Origin of the sequence: Streptomyces sp. SID12501, from assembly GCF_010550245.1 — a bacterium.
GTDB lineage: Bacteria > Actinomycetota > Actinomycetes > Streptomycetales > Streptomycetaceae > Streptomyces.
On sequence record NZ_JAAGLU010000996.1, the window covers coordinates 1 to 394 of the forward strand.

The window sequence follows — 394 nt, forward strand, 5'->3', positions numbered from 1 at the left end:
GACGGTGATGGTGTCGATGAAGAGGTTGACGGCCCGGGAACCGGACCAAAGGGGGAAGGCGAACCCGAGGGGGATCAGGTCCGGTCGGCCGCGGCTGGTCACGTCGTCCAGCATCGGTTTAGCGATGTCGTTGACGCCCCGGTCGGAGAGCACCGTGCCGACCGCGCGCAGGATGTTCTCCTCGATGCTCTGCACGGACTGGGTGTCGGTCCAGCCGTCGACGTAACCGAGCAGACCGAGCAGACCGAGGAAGAGCGGCGGCAGCGACAGCAGCGTGAAGAAGGCCGCTTCGGCGGCCAGTCCGAGGATCCGGTACTCGATGCACGAGTTGACGGTGTCCTTCAGCAGCAGCCAGGCCATCTTCCGCTTCGAGACGTTGCGATAGAGGGCGCGG

1 protein-coding gene is annotated in these 394 nt (G+C 65.7%); it reads right to left on the reverse strand.

The features are described 5' to 3' along the window. Nucleotides 1–394, reverse strand: a 394-nt coding sequence (locus tag G3I71_RS49515) for a YhjD/YihY/BrkB family envelope integrity protein (RefSeq protein WP_239149828.1), incomplete at both ends; no start/stop codon positions are given.